Source organism: Pseudomonas sp. CBS (assembly GCF_024734645.1).
Taxonomy (GTDB): Bacteria; Pseudomonadota; Gammaproteobacteria; order Pseudomonadales; family Pseudomonadaceae; genus Aquipseudomonas.
The window spans coordinates 1279674-1294029 of the sequence record NZ_CP102929.1; the positions used below are offsets into that span (position 1 = coordinate 1279674).

Sequence of the window (14356 nt, forward strand, 5' to 3'; positions counted from 1 at the left end):
ATTAATTTAAACCTTTTGCTCAGGCACCCGCTCAACAGTCAGGTAACGGCATCGCGCCACTCTTCAGGAGAAGCATCATGAAGCACTTGCTGATGAAACAAATGGGACTGACCTTCGCGCTGGCCGCAGGCTCGATTGGCGTGGCCATGGCGTCCTCCTCCAACGACTTCGTGGACGCCGCCGCCCAAGGCGGAATTACCGAAGTTGAGGCTGGCAAACTGGCGTTGGAAAAGAGCGGCGCCGCCGATATCAAGGCGTTTGCCCAGCACATGATCACCGACCATACCAAGGCCAACCAGGAGCTGACCGCCCTGGCGACGAAGCTCGACATCAAGGTGCCGGACGACGCCAGCCTGACCGACAAGGCCAAGAAAATGATCCTGGAGATTCGTGATGAGTCTTTCGACAAGGCTTACGCCAACAACCAGGTGAAGGCCCACGAAGACACCGTGGCGCTGTTCAAAAAAGAAGCCGCGTCCTCGGACGACGCCGAACTCAAGGCTTTCGCCGAGAAGACGCTGCCGACGCTCGAAACCCATCTGAAGATGGCCAAGGAGCTGCAGTCCAAGCACGCCAATTAATATCTACCCACTCAGGAGACACTCGACCATGAGTTCGCAACTGTACGGCAAGAAGATTCTGATCATCACCTCCAACACTGGCATCGAGCGCGACGAGCTGCTCAAGCCGCTGGAAGCCCTGCGTGGCTTTGGTGCCACGGTGACCCACGGCTCCAGCAAAGGTGGCAGCACCCAGACCTTTCTCCAGGACACCGAGAAAGACAGGACAGTGGAGTCCGATGCCAAGCTTTCGGATCTGCACGGCAGTGATTTTGATGCACTGGTCATCCCAGGAGGCACCGTCAACGCCGACACCCTGCGTCAGGACGCGGATGCCTTGCGGCTGATCAATGATTTCGTCAAGGCCGGGAAAACTGTCGCCGCCATCTGCCACGGCCCTTGGGCCCTGATCGATGCCGGCGTGATCGGCGGCAAGACCCTCACCTCCTACAAGAGCGTGCGTGCCGACCTGGTCAATGCCGGCGCGGCCGACTGGGTGGATGCGCAGGTGAAAGAATGCCCGGCCAATGGCTGGACCTTGATCACCTCGCGCACGCCTGATGATTTGCCGGCGTTCAACGAAGCGATTGCCAAAACCCTGGCGGCTTGACGCCAGCCAATGCAAACAGGCGCCCTAGGGCGCCTGTTCTTTTTCGATTCTGTCTTAGCTTTTGCCGTGCTCGGCGGCGTGTGTCGCGCGGTTCACACCCTTGGGCCCAAACAGCGCCCAGAGGATCAGCCCCAACAGCGGCATGAAGATCAGTACCACCAACCATAAACCCTTGGTTTCCCAGCCACTGCCACTGCGCAGCACGCTATTGATCGCCCACAGTTCCAGCAGCACCAGAATCACCGCCAAGCCAATCCAGACATATTCGATTTGCATGATTCATCCTCCTGAGGTCGTATGCGTTAGGTCAAGCAACACGCCCGAGGGTTCATTAAAATTGCAGCGGATGGCTCTCGCCCAACGGTTGCGGCACATGCGCCGTAACCTTCTAGACTCAACTGCACGTCACCTCTCACCCCACGGAGGCCCAGGATGACCGAGCACATCATCCACTTTCACTGCCAGATCGATCAGGGCACCACCGAGCGCTTTCGGGATTGCTGCCTGGACGCCATCGAGCAAGGCGCCAGTTCGTTGCTGTTGAACCTGTCGACCACCGGTGGCAGCACCAATTTCGGCTTTACCCTCTACACCTTCCTCAAGTCCCTGCCGGTGCCGCTGTGTGCGATCAATGCAGGCAACATCGAGTCCATGGGCATCATCATGTTCCTGGCCGCCGGTCGCCGAATCACCACGCCCCACTCCCGCTTTTTGATCCACCCGATGAACTGGTACTTCAACCAGAGCTCCGTCGATCACCAGCGTCTGCGCGAATACCTCTCGAGCCTGGACAACGACCTGGCGCGCTACGTGAAAATCTACGAACTGGAAACCGCCAACGCCGATACGCACCTGGATATTTTCAAGTGCCTGTCGGCCGAGGAAAAAGTCATCGCCGCCCACGAGTCACTGGCCTACGGGATTGCCCATGAGGTCGAGCAGATCGTGTTTGCCGACGACATCAAGCACTGGAAAGTCAGCGGCGGCTAGGCATTGTTTAATGCATGCCAACCGCCACCTGACCGTGCAACCTGCACGACCAACGCCGCTATTTATTCGATATAACCGATTGATTTTTAATAAAATAAATATTCAGTTCAAGTTGGTACAACTCATGCTGTAGAGGTGTGCACAGGCGGGCAATTCGACCCGCCCTTTCGCTACCCGTGAGGTGTCACCCATGAATGCCATTGATCTTCTCAAGGCCGACCACGAACGCGTCAAAGCCATCCTGAACCAACTGAGTGAGTCTACGGAGCGCGGCGTCAAGAAGCGCACTGAGCTGCTGGCGAAGCTGGAGATGGAAATCAGCCTTCATACCCGCCTTGAGGAAGAAATTCTCTATCCGGCTTTTCGCAAGGCCGGGGGCAAGGATCAGGAAATCATGTACCACGAAGCCAAGGAAGAACATCGCACCGTCGACTCCCTCGTCCTGCCAGACCTGAAGCAGACTTCGCCCTCCACCACCGAGTTTTCCGGCCGGGTGAAAGTCGTCAAGGAACTGTTGGAGCACCATATCGAGGAAGAGGAAAGCGAGATGTTCCCGCAGGCCAGGAAGCTGTTGGGCAAGGCCTTGCTGGAAGAGCTGGGCGCGGAGATGGAAGCGATGAAAGCCGCGCACAAGAAAGCACCCGGCGCGAAGCCAATGGCCGCTTGATGTCCATTCGTCGCATGCCTGGAAACTATTTCAAACTTTGATTTGGCTGGAGGATTCCCAATTAGGCAACACCATTGATTCGCTCATCATTGAGGGTTTTCAAAATGGCTAATAGTGGAAAAACCACCCCAGGTGCTGGTCACAAAGACCAGAAAGACACAAACCGTAAAAGCGGCGGCCAGGGTTCAGGCGGCAACTTCGCCAATGACCGCGAGAAGGCTTCTGAAGCGGGCAAAAAAGGCGGGGCTCACAGCCACGCCCCAGGCTCCAAGAAGTCTTGATTGAGGCGTCGCCGAAGCCTGGATGTGTTCCGGGCTTCGGTCCCCATCGCCAAGAGGGATTGAGTCATGAAGACCAGCATTTCCCAAAGGATCGTACTTGCCGCCAGCTTGACGCTTGTACTGTATGCACCCGCCTACGCGGCCTTCGGCGACAACACCGCACCCGAGACGCCTGCCTTGAGCGGCAACAGCGTGCCAGGCTCGGCACTGCCGCCAGGCACCTATCCCAGCAGCCCATCCGGGGCCGACAGCAGTGGCAGCAAGGACACTGAGACCAAAGCGCCCGCGCCGTCAAAAAGCGTGAAGAGCACGCGCCACAAAGGCTCCTCGACCCAGCACCCGTCCATCAAGAGCGACAAGAAACCCGCGCCTGCATCGGGAAGTTGAGAAACTAGAGCTCGCTCGGGCCACCGATAAAGTCCAGGCGCAAGTTCAACCACTGCCGAACGATTTCCCGAGACGCTTGCCGGGCATCAACTGCAGAGAAGCCGCGCTCACGTTGCAGCCAGTCGCTCGTCGCTTGGCGCGCCGGCTCGATGGCTGCCAGCGCCTGCTGGCGTTCCTTGGCGGGCCATTGCTTATCGGCGCCCCAGTTACGCAGGGTCAATTCAGGATCCTGGCCTTTCCCTGCGGCGCCTGGCTGGAGGAACAGCCGAGGTGACGCGGTGGCCTTGAGCGAAAGAGCGTTCCAGTCGGCATAGCTGGCGAAGCGGATCGTGCCCTCGTTCTGCGAGGCCGTGGACAAAGGCTCGGTCAAACTGTCTTCCAGCCGCTTCCATGCCGGCTGAGCAAACAGATCACCTTGTGGGGCACAGATCGGCGCAAAGCTGTCGCGGGTGGAGCCGTACAACGACCCGAACGACTCATACGCAACCTCGCCCTGCCGGCTAAAAACAAAACAGTGCACATACGGGCGTTGGTCGGCGTACATCTCATACTGTTGGCGCTCGATCATCATGCGCAGCAAGGTCAACATCACCCGGTCACGGCTGACAGCAGGATCATTCTGCAGGTCCTGCCAGATCGACCAGGGAAAACTGTCTTCCTTGAGTGCTACGAGAACCTGCTTGCGATTCTCTTCGGCCTCATTCTCCGTCACGCCACTGTCAGGCTCAAAACGCTGCAGGTAGACAAGCCAGGCGGCGGCCAGATCGTTCATCGGGTAGCGCCGAAGCCCTTCTGCTGCCTGGGCCGGATGGTACGGAATACTGGCGATGATTGCGTCAACGGCTGCCGTGTCCTTGTGGGTGATCGTACCCACCTCGACCACTCTCTGGCTCAGTTGGGATTGCAGGCAGCCGGGCAATTGTTCCGGGGTACCGGCACACGCGTTGCGAGTCTGCAACCACGTGCGCTGGCCACGGCGCAATTCGTCGCGCTGGTCGGGTGCCAGTTTGGCCATTGCCTGGCTGTAGTAAACGCCCAGCGTAGTGTCGAGTTCGCTTAATTCAGGGCTGGCGCAAATGGCCTTTTCCACCGTGGTGGAGGCCTTTTTACAATCGAAGGACGCGCCACTGGCAGGCATCGCAGCGCCTATCAGCGCGCCAGCGAGCAACAACATTGGGTAGGCAGAATGAATACGGCGGGCCATGGCTTTCCTTGGGTGAGTTCCTTTCAAGGCGCTTATTGTGCCGACGCGATTGCCAATGTCCAGCCTGTCGGCACAGTACTACGAAGCACTGGCCATGGAGGGTCGATCACTTGCCAGTTCACGCTCAATCTGTTCGATGCTGGGCAGGCTGGTTTGCAGCTCTGCCGGCAGGGATTCCACCAGTTGATATTCGGCAACCCCAATAGGGCGGGAGCTGTCACGCAGAGCGTATTCGGCCACTACTTCGTTCTTGCTCTTGCACAGCAGCAGGCCGATGGTGGGGCTGTCCTGCGGGTGCTTGAGCTGGGCGTCTACCGCCGCGAGGTAAAAGCCCAACTGCCCCAGATGGTCGGGTTTGAATTTACCGGCCTTGAGTTCGATCACCACGTAGCACCTCAGCTTGAGGTGATAAAACAGCAGGTCGACGAAAAACTCCTCGCCCCCTACGTCCAGCAATACTTGCCGTCCCACGAAGGCAAAACCGGCGCCCAGCTCCAGCAGAAAATCGGTGACATGTTTGACCAGGGCGTTTTCGATTTCACGCTCCTGCGCGTCAAGGGACAGGCCCAGGAAGTCGAAACGGTAAGGATCTTTAAGTGATTCCCGAGCCAGGTCGGATTGGGCTTTGGGCAGCAGTCCCTCGAAGTTGCTGACCGCATTGCCGCTGCGCTCCAGCAGGCGACCTTCGATTTGCATCACCAGGACGTTGCGCGACCAGTTGTGTTCGATGGCCTGAGCGGCGTACCAGCGACGGGTTTCTGGGCCGGGCAACTTGTCCAGCAACGCCAGTTGGTGATACCACGGCAATTGTGCAAGCACCCCTTGCACAAATTCCCCGTCCGGCCACGCCTCCGCAAATGCGCGCATGTACTTCAGGTTGCGCGGCGAAAAACCCTTCATCTCCGGAAATGCTGAACGCAAATCCTGCGCCAGCCGCTCAATCACCTTGCTCCCCCAGCCCTGCCGCGCTTGCCGGGTCAAAATATCCTGGCCGATTTGCCAATACAGCAACACCAGCTCGCGGTTTACCGCCAGGGTGGCGCGTTGCTGGGCGCGGTGGATTCGACTCTTGAGATCGGACAGCCAGTCGCTGTATCCCTCGGGTGGTGTGTTCAAGCTATCGGGGGTCTCACTCATTCCTTTTCCCTCGTGGGTTGGGCAGGCGGCCGATAGTAGCGAGGGAAAAATGCGTGATGGGCCAGCAGAATGCTTTCGATACAAATCCACTGGAACCGTACCTTCAGGCGCATCAAGGGGTGCCTCAACATGCGTGCTGTGGTCAAATGAGCCGGTCACTTCCATGGTTATTCCCGATCTATGAACACCACACCCACCGACGACAGCCAGGCATCCACCGGGGACCGCATCCTGTTCCTGCTAAAGACCCGTGGCCCACTGAAAACCACGGACCTGGCTGCACTGTTGGACATCACCTCCGAAGCCGCCCGCCAGCAAATCCAGAAGTTGCAGGTCGCGGAGTTGATCGTCGGCGTATCAGCCCCCATCTCGGGTGCCGGTCGGCCATCCTTGAAGTGGACCCTGACCGAGACCGCCCAGAGCAAATTCCCCGATTCCCATAGCGTTCTGACCTTGCACCTGATCGAGTCCATCGAAGGGATTTTTGGCAGTGAAGGCGTGGAGAAAGTCATCGCCAGCATGGAGGCGACCGCCAAGCACGAATACATCCAGGCCTGCTCCGCCGCATCGAGCTTGCAGGAGAAAGTCGCGATCCTGGTGCAGATTCGTGAGCGCGCCGGGTACATGGCGCAGATGGAGCCGCTGGACGATGGCTGGCTACTGGTGGAAAACCACTGCCCGATCTGCGTGGCCGCCCGCAAATGCCAGGGTTTCTGCCGTTCGGAGTTGCAGATTTTCCAGGCTGCGCTGGGCGATGAGAATGTGGTGGAACGCTGCGAGCATTTGATCTCTGGGGATCGACGCTGCGCCTACAGCATTCAGCCCCGCCACCCGTAAGAAAGAGGCTGTGATGGGCTGCGCAGCAACCGCAATTCCTGCGCCGCAGTGTCCCGGATACACCAACGGTTCAGGACTCACCATTGCTGCGCAGTCCATCGCAGCCTCATGCCGAAGTCAGGCCCATTGCAGGTTGAACAGAGCGAACGCCGACAGTGCCCAGATCGCCAGCACCAAGTGCGTCAGTTGCAAGCCCTCCTGGCGAATCCAGTAGCCAAACCACAAGCCACCCAGCAGCATCGCGAAAACGAAAGCCGAGAAGCCGCTGAGGGCGAGATTGAGCCATGGCCGCGCGGCCGAGAGGCCATCACCGAGGACCAACTGGTAACTGCCGGTCCATGCCGCCACTGCCGCGATCACTTGCAGCGCCAACACACTCAGCAGTGCCAATTGATGCAAGTGGTGGGAACGCACAGCGCGCCTTAACAGGGGTATGTCGATGGCCGGAGCCTGGTGCAGTGGCGCCATGGCCATGGTCGCGCCCACCGCACCGACCGAGCTGCGAAAGGCCTGCAAATTGTTGACCACGGCGAGGGTCAGCCAGACACTCAAACCCAGGGCCTGAGTGATAAGGAACAGCCCTGCGGTACCTCCCGGCAACCATAGCTCGACGCTCATCCAAACCTCCTTGTCTGCTGTAGGGCAAATCAGGCTCTTGGCATATAACCAAGAATGTACTTGGATAATACGGTGAGCGCTTTAACTTACACAAGGCAAACTTTTAGATCCGGTAACCGTTGTTGCCCAGTGGATCGAGCGGAACCTCAAGGCACCGGCAACCACCCGCTGAACCTTCCCTGGCTATCCAGCGCGCACCAGGCGAAATCTCCGGGCAGCGGCGGCAAGTTCTGCAGCGGTACGCCGCTGCCCTGCTTCCAGTCCACCACTTGCAGGGATGAACCTTGCCAGGCCAGGACCAGGCCCCGGGCCTGGCTGGTGTCATCGCTGACCCAACGGGCTGCCGCCGCCGTCATGAACGCTTCGATGGGTTCTTCATCGATCTGCGTGCGATACACCGAACCGAGCAACCAACGGCACACGTTTACATGGTAGGTCCAATCCAGGGAGGGACGATTGCGGTAAGCCCAGGTCATGAAACTGCGAAACAGGTTCAAGCCCTCCGGCGGGTCGAGCTTGAGCAGACCGGGGCAGATGTCGAACAAGGTGTGCCAATACGGCAGCAACCGTGCATCCAGGTGGACGAAACAGCGGGCGTTACTCGGGTATTCGACAGACGGTAGCAACACGTCGCCGCGGGGCGGACGGCGCGACGCCTTGCTGACCAGGCGGGCAGCGCCGGAAGGCAGGATAGAGCTCATGGAACGCACTCACACTCGTGACGATAGAACGCCTCCTGGTAACAGGAAGCCCAAGGCACACGTCAGAATGCAGGGGAAGCGCGAGGGTTGGCCGAGGGCCAGGAATACCGCGGAGGCGCCTTGTTACGCTGCTCATGGGCCGGGCGCGGCTTTTGCCCCAGGCCCAACAACCAGGCCAGGCAAAACAGGAAGACGATGCCCAGGGTCACGGCGGAGCACACCGGGCAGGCGAAGAAGTTCGACCAACTGCTGGCCGTCGGATTACCCAGGCCGGCGTCCGAGGCCGGCGCTTTGGTGCCCAGGCTTGAGCAGAACTGACCGCCCAGGCCGTTGAGCTCCAGGCCCATCATCTGCCCATGGCCCAAACCGCAGACGAACACATTGAACAGGACGCAAAAATACAGGGTCCAGGCAATGAGTGAACGGTCCGGGCGGGAGAATTTCATGGCGGCGACTTTACCATTCCCCCTGTAGGAGCTGTCGAGCTTTAGCGAGGCTGCGAATGGATCGCCTCGGTGCCCCTGCAAGACCGTGGCGCCTGCATCGCAGCCTCGCTAAAGCTCGACAGCTCCTACATTTGGTCTTGCCCGGCAGGGCCTGTGACAGAACGTCGCAGATTACGCCCAGAGGCTCGGGTTGTTAGAATGCCACGCTCTCCTCGCCTGATTTAACGCTTCGTGGTACCCAGGCGCTTCACAGGATGCACAGTTGATGAGTACGTTATTCACCCGCCGCAAAGTCCTCTCCGGCATGGGATTGCTGGGCCTGGGCCTGCTGGCCGGCTGTGACAACAGCCCGAAACTGAACTTCAAGTACGGCAAGGATCTGAGCGACAAGATCATGGGCCGTACCTTCAAGCTCAAGAACACTGACGGCGAAACCGTCACCTTGAGTTCCTTCCGCGGCTTGATGCCGGTGGTGTTCTTCGGCTTCACCCAGTGCCCGGCCGTGTGCCCGACCACCCTGGCGCGCATGGCCCAGGCGAAAAAACTGATGGGCCGCGACGGCAAGATCATGCAGGTGGTGTTTATCACCCTCGATCCGGAACGCGACACACCCGAGATTCTCGACGCCTACGTCAAGGCCTTCGACCCGAGTTTCGAAGCGCTGTATGGCACACCGGAAGAAATCGCCGTGGCTGCCAAGGAATTCGGGATCTTTTATGAAAAGATCCCCGCCGGCGACAGCTACACCCTCTCCCACACCGCCACCAGCTTTGTGTTCGACACCCGAGGCACCCTGCGCCTGGGCCTGTCGGCCTCGCTTAACGCCAAAGAGTGCGCAGAAGACCTGCTCACCGTCATGGAGGTCTGCTAATGACTGCCGTTCAACACCTCAAACGCTTCGCCCTCGGTCTTTCCCTGCTGGGCCTCGCCGCACACGCCAGCGCACAGGCAGTGGTCACCGACGCCTGGGTACGCGCCTCGGTACCGGGCCAGCCGTCCAGCGGCGCGTTCATGACCGTCACCGCCGACAGCGACAGCAAACTGCTCAGCGTGGCGTCGCCGGTCGCCAAAACCGTGCAGATCCATGAGATGACCATGAAGGACGACGTGATGCGCATGGGCCCGGTGGATTCGGTTGCGCTGCCCGCCGGCAAGGCAGTGAAGCTCGACCCGGACGGCTATCACGTGATGCTGATCGACCTGACCGCCCAGATCAAGAAAGGCGACCAGGTGCCGCTGACCGTCACCGTTGAAAATGCCAAGGGTGAAAAACAGTTGATCGAAGTGAAGGCCGAAGCCCGTGCGTTGAATGAGACGGAAACCATGGATCACAGCAAGATGCACTAAAGCGCAGATCAAAATGTGGGAGCGGGCTTGTGTGGGAGCGGGCTTGCTCGCGAATGCGGTGTAACACTCACCGGATGTATTGACTGATCCACCGCTTTCGCGAGCAAGCCCGCTCCCACATTGGCCTTTCAGTGTTTGAGAAATCGAGCGCACCCTTCTGATACTTTTTTCGTCTCGCCTCAACACTTTCTATATATTTTCAATCTGCAAAACAACTCGTTAGCCTGCGCAAGCCGGACGCGTCTCCCTGTCGCCGTCCGGCCAGATAATTCTAAAAATAAGCAGCAGACAACGGGAATAACAATGAAAAAATCCCCCATTACCCTGGGCTTGACTTCGGCCACCCTCGGTTTGACCCTCGCCTTCCCAACCTTTGCCGAAGCTGACTTTTTTGAAGACAGCAAGGCCGACCTCGAATTTCGCAACTTCTACTTCAACAGCGATTACCGCCAGCCCAACGCCAGCCAGTCCAAACGGGATGAGTGGGCCCAAGGGCTGATCCTCAATTACCAGTCGGGTTACACCGAAGGCCTGGTGGGATTTGGCATCGATGCCATCGGCCTGCAAGGCCTGAAACTCGACTCAAGCCCCGACCGCCAAAACAGCGGCCTGCTCCCCGTCGGCGAGGATGGCGCACCGGACAGCTACAGCCGAATGGGTGCCACCGCCAAGGCACGCATCTCCAAAAGCGTACTTAAATTCGGCACGCTGATCCCCAAGCTGCCCACCGTACTGCCCAACGACGGCCGGCTGCTGCCCCAGACTTTTCGCGGCACGCAACTGACCAGCCAGGACATTGCCGGCCTGACCTTCGATGCCGGGCGCCTGACCAGCAACACCCTGCGTAACGACAGCGGCCATGCAGACATCGAAGTCGACGGCAAAGGCATCAAGGGCGCCGTGCCCAGCGATAAATTCGACTTCGCCAGTGCCAGCTACGCCTGGACCAAAACCTTCGTCACGGGCTACCACTACGCCAACCTCGAGAACAACTACAAGCAACACATCTTCAACCTGGTCCACACCCTGCCATTGGGCGACGCGCAGTCGTTCAAGACCGACCTGCGTTACGCCGACTCCAGCAAGGAAGGCAACAGCAACATCGACAACCAGGCCTTCGGCGCCAAGTTCACCTACAGCCTCCACGGCCACTCGTTCGGCGCCGCCTACCAGCGCATGAAAGGCACCACCGGCTTCCCGCACCTGGACGGCACCGACTCCTACCTCGTCAACTACGTGATGATCTCGCCGGACTTTGCCAACCCCGAGGAAAAATCCTGGCAGGCCCGCTACGACTATGACTTCGCCGCCCTCGGCATCCCCGGCCTGACCTTCATGACCCGCTACCTCAAGGGTGACAACTTCGTGCGTACGCGCACCCTGGAAGGTACCGAGTGGGAGCGCAACACCGATATCGGCTATGTGTTCCAGAGCGGTGCCCTGAAGAACCTTGAAGTGAAATGGCGCAATGGCACGTATCGCAGCAATGGCAGCGGCAGCGATATCGACCAGAACCGCTTTATCGTCAGCTACACCCTGCCCTTGCTGTGATTTTTCCCGGAGCGTTGCACATGAATACCCATAAAAGCCTGATCCACCTGGCCGTCGCCTTTGCCCTGTTCAGCAGTTACGGCGCCTACGCCGCCGACACCGGCGCGTTGCCCTGCAAAACCACCGAAGAATGCGCGGCCCAGGCGGCCAAAGTCGGCGCCACGCCGGGCTCCTCGCAAAGCGCCCACAAGGCCAAGGGCGACCCGACCCAAACCCAGTTCGCCTGGCTGAACCGCATCAACAAAGCCTCGATCGTGATGCTCACCGAAGAAGGCATCGTCAAGCCGGACATGGGCCACAAGATCGCCGGCGGCGTGCGCTTTGCCATCGACCAGGCCGACCAGCCCGATGGCAAGCGCCCGGAAGATGTACTGCAACTGGAAAAAATCATGACCGACAAGATCGGTCCTGAAGCCTCCCTGATCCACTCCGGCCGCAGCCGCCAGGACATGCTCGCCACCTACCGCCTGGCCAAACTGCGCTCACAGGTGCTGGCCTACAGCGACGCACTGAACGCCACTCGCCAACGTATCCTTAACATCGCCGAGAAGAACGTCGACACCCTGGTACCTGCCTACACCAACGGCGTGCAGGCCATGCCCATCAGCTATGCGCACTACCTGCTGGCGTTTGAAGCCGCTTTTGATCGCGACGGCCAGCGTATTCGCGAACTCTACACCCGCCTCAACCTGAGCCCGATGGGCACCGCCGTGCTGGCGAATTCCGCTTACCCGCTGAACCGTGAACGCCTGGCTGAACTGCTGGGCTTTGACGGCGTGCGGGAAAACTCCCTGGACTCGAGTCAGGTATCGACCTATGACATCCCGATCGAAGCGGCCAACCTCGCGGCATCTTCGGCGATTCGCATCGGCGCGATGATTGGTGATATCCACACCCAATACCATCAGATCCGCCCTTGGCTGTTGCTGGACGAAGAGTCCACCTACACCAGCAGCGCGATGCCGCAAAAACGCAACCCGGGGTTGTTGATGCGCACTCGGGAATCAGCCTCGGACGTGGTCGGCCTGGCGCAGACCGTGACCTTGCGCGCGCACAACGTCACCACCGGCATGACCGACTACAAGTTCGCGTTTGATTCACTGGGGCTGTTCCAGTCCACCGACGAAATGTTCAAGAGCATGGACGCGGTGCTGGATGCGCTACAAATCAATCCGCAGCGTGCGCTGGATGAGCTGGAGTCGGAGTGGACCACTTCGATGGAGCTGGCTGACACCCTGGAGCGCCAGTTCAAGGTGCCGTTCCGCATTGGGCACAGCTTCGCGTCGCTGATCGTCACCGAGGCGCGCAGCAACGGCACCACGCCAAAGACCTTCCGGTATGCCGACGCGCAGAAGCTGTACACCCAGGCGGCAGACAAATACAAATGGACGCCGAATACCTTGCCGCTGGATGAAGCGGGTTTCCGTGCGGCGCTGTCGCCGACGACGATGGTCAAAACCCGTAAAGGCACGGGTGGGCCGCAGCCGGAAGAGGTCAAGCGGATGCTGGTGGAGGCGCGCAAGAACCTCGACGCGGACCAGAGCTGGTTGAAGGAGCGTCGTGAGAAGCTGAAAGGTGCTGAAGGTAACCTGGACAAGGCGTTCGACAAGTTACTCAACGCCAAGGGCTGAAATGCAATCTAAATGTGGGAGCGGGCTTGCTCGCGAAGGCGGTGAATCAGTCAATACATAGGGTGACTGTCACACCGCCTTCGCGAGCAAGCCCGCTCCCACATTTGACCGAGTTGGGGTCTGGAAGTGGTGTTCCGCTCAGTGACTCAATTCTCGCTTCAACACCTCACGATCAATCGCCTTCTGCCACCCGCATATCGCCAGGCACGCCACGCAATTGCCCAACACATTGGTCAACGACCGACACTTCATCAGCCGCTCCACCCCCAACAACAACCCCACCCCTTCCAGCGGCACCAGTTGCAGGATGTTCAAGGTAGCAATCAGGGTAAACAGCGCCGAGCCCGCCACACTGGTAGACCCCAGCGAGGTGAACAGGCAGATCACCAGCACCGCCAGCAACTCGGGGACCGCAATCTCGACCCCAGCCAAATGCGCCAGAAACATGATGGCTGTGGTCAGGTAAATATTGGTGCCAGCCAAGTTGAACGTATAGCCGGTGGTGAGTACCAACCGTACTAACTGGCGATCACAGCCCAGCGCTTCAAGTTTGCTGACACAACCGGGAAGTGCGGCAACCGACGAACCGGTAAACGTCACCAACAATAACTCTTCTTTCAAGTAAACAATTAGCCGCGTCAATTTAAATCCAACCAGGCGCGCAATCGTCGCAAAAACTAAAATGACGAAAATCGCGCAAGCCAGATAAATAACCACAATAAACTTCAACAGCGGCAAAACAGAACTTACACCGTACTTCCCCACCACAAATGCCATCGCCCCAAAAGCCGCGAGCGTTGCAAATTTCAAGATAAAGCGCAACAGCAAGAACAGTCCGGCGACTGCTGCTTCCAGCCAGCCGAGGCAGCGGTTGCCAACCCTACCGCCACGCCCCAGCACCAACCCGCACAGCACCGCCACCAGCATCACCTGAAGCACCAGACTCTGGGTAAAAACCCTGTAAAGGCTGGATGAAATCGAGGTCGCGGACAGTTCATGCAAGAGCTTTTCCGGCGCAACAGGCGGCGTCAGATGGTCAAAGTCCAGGTTAGCCACCGCCGTGTGATCCAGGCTGAACAGCCACCCCGTCGACATTCCCAACACCAATGCGGCCAGGGACATCAGCTGGAAATACACCACGATCCGCCCCACTACATGCCGATGGTGGGGCTCGCGCTTGATACCTGCGACACCGGTCGACACCAGCACAAACAACAGAAACGGCATCAGTAACCCGACCACTTTTATAAAAGTGTCACTGAGCAGTTTCATCTCGACCGCAACGCCCGGATAAAACAACCCCAACACCATGCCAAGTGCAATGGCAATCAAAATAGGCAAAGTGGCGTTAGTGGAAAATCGGGCTGACATCAATGCTCCAGGGTCTTT

17 protein-coding genes and 1 pseudogene are annotated in these 14356 nt (G+C 59.0%); 11 read left to right on the forward strand and 7 right to left on the reverse strand.

Going from position 1 to position 14356, the window contains the following annotated elements; all coding sequences use genetic code 11:
• The first annotated feature begins 77 nt into the window (after positions 1–77).
• Together NVB75_RS05675 and NVB75_RS05680 are read left to right on the forward strand one after the other, a co-directional pair.
• A complete protein-coding gene (locus NVB75_RS05675) occupies positions 78–581 on the forward strand; it encodes a DUF4142 domain-containing protein (RefSeq protein WP_258346385.1) in 504 nt (167 codons plus the stop codon).
• Positions 582–609: 28 nt separating this feature from the next.
• Complete coding sequence (locus NVB75_RS05680) at positions 610–1170, forward strand: type 1 glutamine amidotransferase domain-containing protein (protein WP_258346386.1); 561 nt, start codon at positions 610–612, stop codon at positions 1168–1170.
• A gap of 54 nt (positions 1171–1224) precedes the next feature.
• Here the strand turns inward: NVB75_RS05680 and NVB75_RS05685 are convergent, their stop codons facing one another.
• Positions 1225–1446: a PLD nuclease N-terminal domain-containing protein gene (locus tag NVB75_RS05685; RefSeq protein ID WP_063030824.1), complete on the reverse strand. Its 222-nt coding sequence runs from the start codon at positions 1444–1446 to the stop codon at positions 1225–1227.
• Between the two features lie 156 nt (positions 1447–1602).
• On the opposite strand from NVB75_RS05685, the gene NVB75_RS05690 reads away from it, so the two are divergent.
• The 4 genes and pseudogenes from NVB75_RS05690 to NVB75_RS05705 all read left to right on the forward strand — a co-directional run bounded on the left by NVB75_RS05690 (position 1603) and on the right by NVB75_RS05705 (position 3495).
• Positions 1603–2160, forward strand: a complete 558-nt coding sequence (locus NVB75_RS05690) for an ATP-dependent Clp protease proteolytic subunit (RefSeq protein WP_017475152.1) — start codon at positions 1603–1605, stop codon at positions 2158–2160.
• Between the two features lie 190 nt (positions 2161–2350).
• Positions 2351–2827 (forward strand): hemerythrin domain-containing protein, encoded by a 477-nt coding sequence (locus NVB75_RS05695; protein ID WP_008435010.1) that lies wholly within the window; start codon positions 2351–2353, stop codon positions 2825–2827.
• A 167-nt stretch (positions 2828–2994) separates the two neighbouring features.
• A pseudogene (locus tag NVB75_RS05700) lies at positions 2995–3108 on the forward strand (general stress protein); the annotation flags it as partial.
• A 66-nt stretch (positions 3109–3174) separates the two neighbouring features.
• Entirely contained in the window at positions 3175–3495 is a 321-nt protein-coding gene (locus NVB75_RS05705) for a hypothetical protein (protein WP_258346387.1), read from the forward strand.
• 4 nt (positions 3496–3499) lie between these two features.
• Here NVB75_RS05705 and NVB75_RS05710 read toward each other — a convergent pair whose 3' ends face one another.
• Together NVB75_RS05710 and NVB75_RS05715 are read right to left on the reverse strand one after the other, a co-directional pair.
• Positions 3500–4699: a lysozyme inhibitor LprI family protein gene (locus NVB75_RS05710; protein ID WP_258346388.1), complete on the reverse strand. Its 1200-nt coding sequence runs from the start codon at positions 4697–4699 to the stop codon at positions 3500–3502.
• A gap of 78 nt (positions 4700–4777) precedes the next feature.
• Positions 4778–5836 (reverse strand): YhcG family protein, encoded by a 1059-nt coding sequence (locus NVB75_RS05715; protein WP_258346390.1) that lies wholly within the window; start codon positions 5834–5836, stop codon positions 4778–4780.
• A gap of 180 nt (positions 5837–6016) precedes the next feature.
• Between NVB75_RS05715 and NVB75_RS05720 the strand changes: the two genes are divergently transcribed.
• Positions 6017–6673: a metalloregulator ArsR/SmtB family transcription factor gene (locus tag NVB75_RS05720; RefSeq protein ID WP_258346391.1), complete on the forward strand. Its 657-nt coding sequence runs from the start codon at positions 6017–6019 to the stop codon at positions 6671–6673.
• Positions 6674–6790: 117 nt separating this feature from the next.
• Here the strand turns inward: NVB75_RS05720 and NVB75_RS05725 are convergent, their stop codons facing one another.
• The 3 genes from NVB75_RS05725 to NVB75_RS05735 all read right to left on the reverse strand — a co-directional run bounded on the left by NVB75_RS05725 (position 6791) and on the right by NVB75_RS05735 (position 8438).
• Positions 6791–7291 (reverse strand): DUF2165 domain-containing protein, encoded by a 501-nt coding sequence (locus NVB75_RS05725; RefSeq protein WP_258346392.1) that lies wholly within the window; start codon positions 7289–7291, stop codon positions 6791–6793.
• 146 nt (positions 7292–7437) lie between these two features.
• Positions 7438–7992 (reverse strand): putative natural product biosynthesis protein, encoded by a 555-nt coding sequence (locus NVB75_RS05730; RefSeq protein WP_258346393.1) that lies wholly within the window; start codon positions 7990–7992, stop codon positions 7438–7440.
• 62 nt (positions 7993–8054) lie between these two features.
• Positions 8055–8438 carry a DUF2946 domain-containing protein gene (locus NVB75_RS05735; RefSeq protein ID WP_258346394.1) on the reverse strand — a complete coding sequence of 128 codons (384 nt, stop codon included), beginning with the start codon at positions 8436–8438 and terminating at the stop codon, positions 8055–8057.
• Positions 8439–8703: 265 nt separating this feature from the next.
• Between NVB75_RS05735 and NVB75_RS05740 the strand changes: the two genes are divergently transcribed.
• The 4 genes from NVB75_RS05740 to NVB75_RS05755 all read left to right on the forward strand — a co-directional run bounded on the left by NVB75_RS05740 (position 8704) and on the right by NVB75_RS05755 (position 12967).
• Positions 8704–9309, forward strand: coding sequence for an SCO family protein (locus NVB75_RS05740; RefSeq protein ID WP_076017103.1), 606 nt, complete (start codon positions 8704–8706; stop codon positions 9307–9309).
• On the forward strand, positions 9309–9785 hold the full coding sequence (locus tag NVB75_RS05745; protein WP_258346395.1) for a copper chaperone PCu(A)C: 477 nt from the start codon (positions 9309–9311) through the stop codon (positions 9783–9785). The genes NVB75_RS05740 and NVB75_RS05745 overlap by 1 nt, the downstream gene beginning before the upstream one ends.
• A 303-nt stretch (positions 9786–10088) precedes the next feature.
• Positions 10089–11336, forward strand: a complete 1248-nt coding sequence (locus tag NVB75_RS05750) for an OprD family porin (RefSeq protein ID WP_258346396.1) — start codon at positions 10089–10091, stop codon at positions 11334–11336.
• 20 nt (positions 11337–11356) lie between these two features.
• Positions 11357–12967 carry an argininosuccinate lyase gene (locus tag NVB75_RS05755; protein ID WP_258346397.1) on the forward strand — a complete coding sequence of 537 codons (1611 nt, stop codon included), beginning with the start codon at positions 11357–11359 and terminating at the stop codon, positions 12965–12967.
• Positions 12968–13105: 138 nt separating this feature from the next.
• Here the strand turns inward: NVB75_RS05755 and NVB75_RS05760 are convergent, their stop codons facing one another.
• Complete coding sequence (locus NVB75_RS05760) at positions 13106–14338, reverse strand: cation:dicarboxylate symporter family transporter (protein WP_258346398.1); 1233 nt, start codon at positions 14336–14338, stop codon at positions 13106–13108.
• Positions 14339–14356 lie beyond the last annotated feature (18 nt).